This window comes from Microcoleus sp. N9_A2 (genome assembly GCF_036701775.1).
In the GTDB taxonomy this organism is placed as follows: domain Bacteria; phylum Cyanobacteriota; class Cyanobacteriia; order Cyanobacteriales; family Microcoleaceae; genus Microcoleus.
This window is the reverse complement of the sequence record NZ_JAUBRH010000003.1, coordinates 209,934-218,680: the sequence shown is the minus strand read 5'-3', so window position 1 is coordinate 218,680 and position 8,747 is coordinate 209,934. Positions and strand designations below refer to the sequence as shown.

Sequence of the window (8,747 nt, the reverse complement as noted above, 5' to 3'; positions counted from 1 at the left end):
AGTTTTTGAGCAACAGCTTGCCTGAGATTCAAAGGTGGCTACTTCTAGCTGTGCTCATTTTTTAGTCTAAACTACAGTTATATCGTTTCCGGTTGCATCGGAATAATAAAATCGAGTCAACACTCAACACTCAACACTCAACACTCAACACTCAACACTCAACACTCATGTATGAGTGCAACCGGAATTGATATTACTTATTTTTGACTACTCAGATTTTGATCGCCCAACCTCGGCGGTACATTCCATACAAAATCAACCACCAACACAATACCGCTGTCACGGCAAATGCTAAAGAACCGTTCAGCAGCCCAGCCCACGGCACAAACCAGTTTTCGTAAATCCAAGTGTAGGTAGTTGGAGCATTTTCGCCGCTACCAATATGAGTTTTCAACAATATTCTGGCGACAATTCCAGAGGCGACAAATAGGAAAATAGCATTCACTCCCATGATTTCAAAAAGCCGCCCCCATTTCCAATTCCGCACTTCTATTGTTTCGTAGCAAGCTGCTAGCAATAGCAACGCCCAACCTGCGGTAAAAACTACATAGGAACTCGTCCACAGTTGTTTGTTGATCGGAAATAAAAATCCCCACAAATGGCCGATTATCACGCAACTGAGGCCGCAGATTGCTAAGTTGATACTGGTGCGGGTTTTAATTGGCTGCACGCGCAACCATTCCCCTGTAAAGTAGCCGATCAGGACGGTTACAACTGCGGGTAATGTGCTCAACAATCCTTCAGGATCGAAGGGGCCTCCTTTGTACAGGTGTTGGCTGCCGAGAATTAGCCGATCGACATATCCACCTAAATATCCTTCCGGCGTGAGTTCGTAGGCGCTGTACCCCCCTACAGCAAATACGAGTAATGCGCCCCAATAGCCCAAAAGCACGGCAATCGCGAGCAGTTTTTGATTGCGGGGGGAAAGGTTGAGAATCGCGATCGCACTAATTGCATACGCTAAGCCGATGCGCTGCAATACTCCCATAATGCGGATTTTACCGAAGTTTTCAATCGGGGCGCTGTTGAGAAGTACGTCAAGGGCGATCGAAGATGTATTTAGCAGCAATCCTAATATAAATAAAATCGTGGCGCGGCGCGCAATTCGCCAGTAAATATTTGTTTCTATTTTTGTAGTAGTTTGAGTATATTTTGACAGCGAGAAAGACATCGCGCAGCCCACGATGAACAGGAAAAACGGAAATACCAAGTCTGTGGGCGTACAGCCGTGCCATTCTGCGTGATCTAGCGGCGGATACACCTGTTTCCAACTGCCGGGGTTGTTGACTAGAATCATCGAGGCGATCGCAATTCCGCGAAAAACATCAAGGGATTTGAAGCGCATAAATTAAGTTATTTGTTCACTGTTCACTGTTCACTGTTCACTATCTTAGCTGATGCCCAATGCCCAATACCCAATGCCCAATACCCAATGCCCAATGCCCAATGCCCCATTACCTATATCTCTATTCCTTCCAGAGTCATAATGACTGCATTTTTCATCAACATATCGCAGCGTTCTGCATAAAAAGATGCTGCCTTATCATACTTATTGACTTGCAAAACGCGCAAAAACATTTGCCTTGCTTGCGCGAATTGTTGCTGGTAGTGAAAAAAAATTCCCTGTTCAAAATAAGTTTGAGTTTGTGCTTTTAGTTCGATCATTGTCGGCGAGTCGCCATCATAAATTTCAAATACAGCAACAGGTGTTTGTTTTCCTTTTACTTGAACGCGATCGAGAAACCGGCACTTGTAATGTTGAGGATCGTCTATCCGGCAAAGGGTTTGGACGCTAGCTACAATAGAAACTCCATAAAGCTTTGTCAATCCTTCCACGCGGGAAGCTAAATTAACTGCATCAGAAATCACCGTACTTTCCATTCGTTCCGCTTCGCCAATCGTACCTAACATTAAAGTTCCCGTATGCAAGCCAATCCCTATCGAAATAGGTTGATAGCCACTGTTTTGCCTGTGTCTGTTATAAATTTTTACTTGCTGCTGCATCTCAATTGCTGCTTGCACAGCATCTTCAGCCCTGTTAGGAAACAAAGCCATAATCCCGTCACCAATATATTTATCTATAAAACCGTTGTACTCGCGGATAACTGGGCCAACTCGGCTTAAGTAAGAGTTAAGAAATTCAAAGTTTTCTCGGGGAGACATACTTTCTGACAGACTTGTAAATGAGCGAATATCGGCAAACATAATCGTCATTTCTGCTTGTACAGAGTCTCCTAGTCTGGCATCAACGATGCTTTCTCTTTTGAGAAATTTCAAAAATTCACGGGGTACAAAACGGGCTGATGCGGCGGCTATTTTTTCGAGCTCGCTTTTGCTGGACTCGATTTGATTGAGTGATCTAAATGCTCTCAGTGCGGTGACTACTGTAGTAAATAATTTTTTATTAGTAAGTTCTGTTTTGGTTTTGTAATCATTGATATCGTAGCTGACAATTACTACATCTTCTGGTACTTGTCCGGGCTGTCCAGTGCGTAAAATAATTCGCACAATTTGATTATTTAAAATATCGCGGATGTATTTAACTACTTCCAAGCCGGCTTCTTCTGTTTCCATAACTACATCAAGCAAAATTAATGCTATGTCGTAATTATCTTGGATTATTTCTTTAGCTTCTTTTCCTGAATAAGCGCTAATAAATGTTATGCTTTTCCCTTCAAACTTAAAATCATTCAACGCTAGTTTAGTAATATTGTGAATTTCTATTTCATCATCTACAATTAATATTTTCCAACTTTCTTCTAGTGGTTTTTGTTCCGCCTCGTCTTCCTCGGCAAATATTAATTCATCGTCGCCCGTCGCGATTAATTCGTCATCGCCCGCAGCCAACAGGTTTTTACTAGCTTCTGACATATATCGTTCTCCTATATAAAACTTATATCCATGTTGGCGGTCTAATAACTAATTGCTCATTTTAGCGGGAAATTCAATCATAAATCTTGTGCCTTTATTTACTTGACTTGTGCAGCTAATTGTGCCTTTTAGTTTTTGAGTAACAAGGTTATAAATAATGTGCAGTCCCAATCCCGTGCCTCCCTGACCTCTTTTGGTGGTAAAAAACGGTTCAAAAATTTTACTGAGATTTTCTGGGTCAATTCCTTTACCATTATCGGCATATTCAAATATTAGCCGATCGCCCTCTAGTTTGAAATAAAAAGCCAGAACTCCTTCGTCCTCTCCATCGTAGGCGTGAATTAGGGAATTCAACACCAGATTTGTCACAATTTGACACACTACGCCGGGGTAACTGTCCACTACAATATTTTCATCACACTTAATCTCTATTTTGTGCTTAGTTCTTTTTAGTTTGGCTGTTAAGGATGTCAAAATTTCCTCTAGATAGTTTTTAACATTAAACGTGCGTTTTAACTCGCTCGACTGATCCACAGCTACTTCTTTAAAACTGTGAATTAAGTCGGCTGCCCGCGTGAGGTTAGATAAGATCATATTACTGCTTTGCATGGCGGTATCCAGAAACTTTTCTAACTCGGAACGTTTTATTTGACCGTTGGTGTAAAGCTCAAAAAATTTTGTGGCTTTTTCAGCGAGCAGGGAGGCGGCGGTGATGCCGATACCGATGGGAGTATTGATTTCGTGGGCCACACCTGCAACCAACCCTCCGAGGGCAGCCATTTTTTCCGATTCTACCAGTTTATTTTGAGCTGATTTTAAGTCTTCTAAAGTTTGGGAGAGTTCGGAGGTACGCTGCTGTACTAAATTTTCGAGATTCTGATTGAATTGGTGCAAGTTTGCGTAAAGTTGGGCATTTTCGATGGAGATAGAAATTTGAGAAGACAGCAGTTTTAATATTTCTAACCTGTCTTGTGTAAAAGCGCCTGTAGTCAGATTGTTTTCTAAATATAGAATGCCAGTGAGTTGGCCTTGATTAATTAACGGAGTGCAAAGAATTGATTTAGGTTGAACGGTCGTTATATAGGGTGTGCGAGTAAATTGCCCTTCGCGGCTGGCATCGTTTAAAACTATACTTTCCTGGGTGCGGGCGACGTAATTCACAACTGCAACTGCCAGCAAAGTTACTTCTCGATCGTCGCCTACAAAATCTATCGGAATTGATTGCATGACAGCAACGCGATCGACATCTACAGAGCCTGATGCTTCAATCACCCATTGACCCTCTTTTTCTAGTATTAAAAAGCCTGTTTGCGCCCCCGCATTTTCAATAACAATTTTCATCATTTTTGCCAGCAGTTTGTCTAGAACTATTTCGCCGGCTAAGGTTTGCGATGCTTTAACTGCTGTGGTCAAGTCTAGCACGCCTGCACTGTCGTTGGTGGTGGAAGCGCTGCTGGTAGATTTGTGAGTTTCAATATTAGTTGAAATTGAGCCTGAAGTTAGCAAGTGCGAGTATTTTGATTCTAAATGCGCTGCTTTGGCTGTTGCTCCCCAGCGCTGATAGCAATAACGCGCTTCTGTCAAGTAAGTTGTAGCATTTTTTTCTCGTCCTATGGATAGATAAAATGCTCCTGCCAATTCTGCGGCTAGTGCTTGTATTTGTATGTATCCGTTTTTTTCGGCTCCTTCAATTGCGCGATCGTAATATTCCATTGCTCTCACAACATTGCCCAAAACGCGCGCTTTTTCTGCCGTAAGTAAGTCGCATTTGTGCTGAAAATTCATGGGCGCAGAAAGCGCTTTTTGTTGCAGTTTTTTCCGGTTACTGACAGCGTAAAAAATATGATCTTCTTGTTCCTCATTTGTGGCAGATGGATAGGCTGCTAGGCGGGCTAGAGAATCGTAAAACTGGTATTCAGAAACATTAATAAAGCCTGCAACTCCGTCTAAATATTCTTCGGCTTGCGCCGCATTTTCTAGCGCTGTAGCGGTATCTCCAAATAAATACGCTACTATTAATTTTTGCAAATAAAAGTGCTGTAGTCCCACCCGATCGTTAGCTTTCAACAGCAGCGACAACAATTTTTCTTCGCTGTATGCTTCACCTAGCACAAGGTGTGGACTTGCCAATTTTCCCATCAATTGTAAAATAGTGTGCCGATATATTTGATTCCAATTCAAGACAGTTTCTTGCTTGAGTTGAAACAGCAAATGGTTGTAAATTACCATTCTCCGTTCCAGTTGTGGCAATTCTTGACCGATGAAATACAAAGACTGACAAATATTTACCGCTGCATATCCAACACATTCTAAATCCCCATTTTCTAGCGCGCTTTGATAGGCGTCCTCTAATAGCGGCAAAGAGTCTTTAACGTGATGCTTGCCGTTCATCAAAATGAATGCTACTAAATTAAGCGTTTTGCTTTTGAATTCTAACGCATTTAATCTATCGCTCAAATTTAAAGCTAATTGACCAAAGCGATCGCCAGATTCAATATCTCTAACTATTCCTTTTAAAACTGCTCCGTAATTAGCATAGCCGAAGGCAGAAAAAGTAGAGTTTCCGTAATTAATAGATAAATTCACTTGCTCGCACACAATCAGCGGCAGCAGCACAGGTTCAACTATAAATGTAGCTGAAAACATACTGGAAAGCACGCGCATAGTTGCTAGCTTGTGCGGGTTTGTCATAATCGGCAAGTTAATTAAATCTTCTATTTGTTTGTCTGTTAAATAAGCTGCTGTTTTAGCCAGTGCTTGCTGAATGTGGAGGGGAATCGGCGATTCTGGAAAGTTGATTCCTAACATTTTTAGTGCTTCGCGACCAATTTTTACCGATTCTTGGAGTTTGGCTTGCATCGCACAAGCTATGATTCTGATTTCAAACACTTTAATTTTGTCTAGTTCATTTTTTGCGTGTTGCAGGACAATTCTCGCCCATTTTTCCATTGGTTCAAAGTCAGTATTGAGGTAAGCAGCTTCTGCTGCTGACTCGTAGAGTGCAAGAGTCAACTCGTAGTCAGTTTCCCAACTTTCCGGGGGCAGCAGTTCAATACCTGCGGTTAAATATTTGAGGGCAAGTTCGTAAGCTGCACTTGCTTTTGCTTTGCGGCCTGCCATTAAATTTAATTGGCATAATTGAAATTGTTCTAATTGGCTGCTGATGATTTCTTTGGCTGAATTTAGTTGGTTTACAGTATCAAAAATATGCTCTTCTAATTGCTCTGGCGGTGCATTCCGTAGTAAAAACTTGCCTATTTTGAGATGAATTTCTTGTTTTTGATAATCGGAGATTAAAGCATAAGCTGCTTGCTGCACTCGCTCGTGCAAAAATTGGTAAGTAGCGCTAGGAACCTCAGCCACTGGTATGGACAATTCATCGGTAAAGTCTCTAGATATTGTGTCTGTTACTTCTGTGCTTGCTGCTAGTGTAAGCGGAATTTTGTAGACGTTATTCACGAGCAAAATCAGACCGGACTGAAGTGCCTCGCCGAGGTCTGTTGCTGCGGACGCCAGAGGTTTTTCGGCGATTGTCGAGAGAATTTCTAAATCAAATTTGTTCCCGATACAAGCGGCTAATTTAAGCAGTTCTTGAGTATTTTCTGAAAGTTTCTGAATATTATCTATCATTAATTCTACAACATTGTCAGTTATTCCCATTTCTTGTATTTGTTCGATATCCCACTGCCACTCGCCTGTGATATGGCATTTTTTCACCATTGGCTCTGAGATTGGTTGCGCTAAGCCCGACAGGTTAGGTTCAGCTAGCTCGATCACATTATTAGAGGGTGAAAGTTTAAATTGAATCAAAGTTTTCGAGTAAATAAATTTTATTAATTGAGTTAAAAAGAATGGATTTCCAGCGGTTTTTCGCAAAAGCAATTCTGCTAAACTTAGGGATTTTTCGAGGGCGCAGTTCAAAGTATCGGCAACGAATTGGTTGACGCTGCTTATATCTAAAGGCGAAAGGGCGATCGCCCTTACAGTGCCGCCTGCTTTTTTCATTGCTTCGGCGGTCAGCATTAGAGGATGATTTGCATCTACTTCTTGCTCTCTATAAGCTCCAATTATTAATAAATATTGAGTTCCCATGTCCGTTGCTAGCAGTTCTATTAACTTGAGAGATGCTGAATCGACCCACTGCAAGTCGTCCAGGAAAATTACTAAGGGGTGTTCTTTTTGAGCAAAGACGCGAATGAAGTTTTGAAATACTAAATTAAAGCGATTTTGAGATTCATTTGCTCCTAAATCGGGCACGGGGGGCTGCGGCCCAACAATCAGTTCTAATTCGGGAATAGCTTCAATAATTACTTGGCAGTTGCCGCCGATTGCTTGTAAAATTTTTTGTTTCCAAACATGGATTTCGGCGGCATTTTCGGTGAAGATTTGCCGCAACAAATCTTGAAAAGCTTGGAGCAAAAAAGCGTAGGGAATATCGCGCTTAAATTGCTCAAATTTGCTGTCAATAAAATACCCATTTTCCCGCCGAATCGGCTTGTAAACTTCATATACTAACGAAGATTTTCCCACGCCTGCACAACCAGAAATTAGCACGATTTCTGTATTGCCTCGCCTCATCCGCTGGAAGATACTGAGAAGCATATTAACTTCTGCTTCTCGCCCGTAAAATTTTTGGGAAATTTGCAGGTGACTTGACTGATCTTGCTCGCCGAGGGTTATGTGGGAAATTTCGCCTGTAGTTTGCAGTTGATCGAGACAATTTTCCAAGTCGTACAAAAGTCCGAAAGCACTTTGATACCTGTCTTCGGCTGTTTTTGCTAAGAGTTTTATGACGATATCGGAAACGACTTGAGGAATCTCCTTGGTTCCTACTTGATTGATTCTGCCTTCGATGGTTTTGCTTTCTACTTTTTGCTTTCTGTTTTCACAAGGAGAAACTGGCGTTTTGGCAATATGGCAGTGTACTAATTCCATGGGATCGATCGCCTTAAAAGGCAATTCGCCACAAAGCATCTCATAAAAGGTGACGCCTAAAGAATAAAAATCGGTGCGGTAGTCGATCGCCCGATTCATGCGGCCAGTTTGTTCTGGCGACATATAGGCGAGGGTGCCTTCGAGTAAATGGGGATGGCTGGGGGCGGGGTTTTCGCCCGGTAGCAGGGAGGCGATCGCAAAATCAGCAATCTTGACATCTCCTGTCTCGATATTGACAATAATATTGCTGGGTTTAATATCCTTATGGATGATGTGGTGTTCGTGGAGTTGCCCAAGAGTTTCTGCTAGTTTGATGCCAATATGCAGAAATTGTGGTAACTCTAGCTGGTTGTTGCTGAGAAAGTCTTTTAGGGAAATACCACCAAAATCTTCTAAAACTAAAACCGGAAAGTGATTGTATGTTTCTATTTTGTAAAGCTTGACTATTCCGGGGAAATTTAAATTTTTAAGAATTTCGGATTCGTGCAGCAGTTGGGATATTTGCGCTGGGGTAGGGTATGGTGGCGTGAGAGTTTTGAGAATAACGGGTTTTTGTTCCTCAAGCTGCTGGCCTCGATAAATAACTGTGTGAGAGTTTGTATAAAGTTCTCCGTCAATGCGGTATCCCGGAATAGAAATCATGATAGTTGGGGGTAATTTGAAAGAGCCGGTTAGACAATTTTAAAGGTTAGATTGGGAAGGATTGATGACATAAGGCTTTGGCTCTGACCTACAGTTACATTCTTTTTTGCCACAAGTATTATTAAGTAAGTGAAAATACACATCACCTGTCGAGTGCGGTTTTTACGGCAGTAAACTGGCTATTATTATATAGCTTAGCTAAATCCATCCCTAAAGAGTCCTCCTGGATACTTTTTTTGTCGCTTATTTAGTTATCTATATTTTAGTCTTCAAAAAATCAGAAGTGGCACTTTGTTATC

3 protein-coding genes are annotated in these 8,747 nt (G+C 41.7%); all 3 read right to left on the bottom strand.

The genetic code is table 11. The features are described from left to right. Nucleotides 1-211: 211 nt before the first annotated feature. Complete coding sequence (locus QUA44_RS03175; protein ID WP_333248218.1) at nt 212-1,345, bottom strand: heparan-alpha-glucosaminide N-acetyltransferase domain-containing protein; 1,134 nt, start codon at nt 1,343-1,345, stop codon at nt 212-214. 113 nt (nt 1,346-1,458) lie between these two features. After that, nucleotides 1,459-2,871 (bottom strand): adenylate/guanylate cyclase domain-containing protein, encoded by a 1,413-nt coding sequence (locus tag QUA44_RS03170; protein WP_333248216.1) that lies wholly within the window; start codon nt 2,869-2,871, stop codon nt 1,459-1,461. 48 nt (nt 2,872-2,919) lie between these two features. After that, nucleotides 2,920-8,448: an ATP-binding sensor histidine kinase gene (locus QUA44_RS03165; protein WP_333248214.1), complete on the bottom strand. Its 5,529-nt coding sequence runs from the start codon at nt 8,446-8,448 to the stop codon at nt 2,920-2,922. Nucleotides 8,449-8,747: the final 299 nt, after the last annotated feature.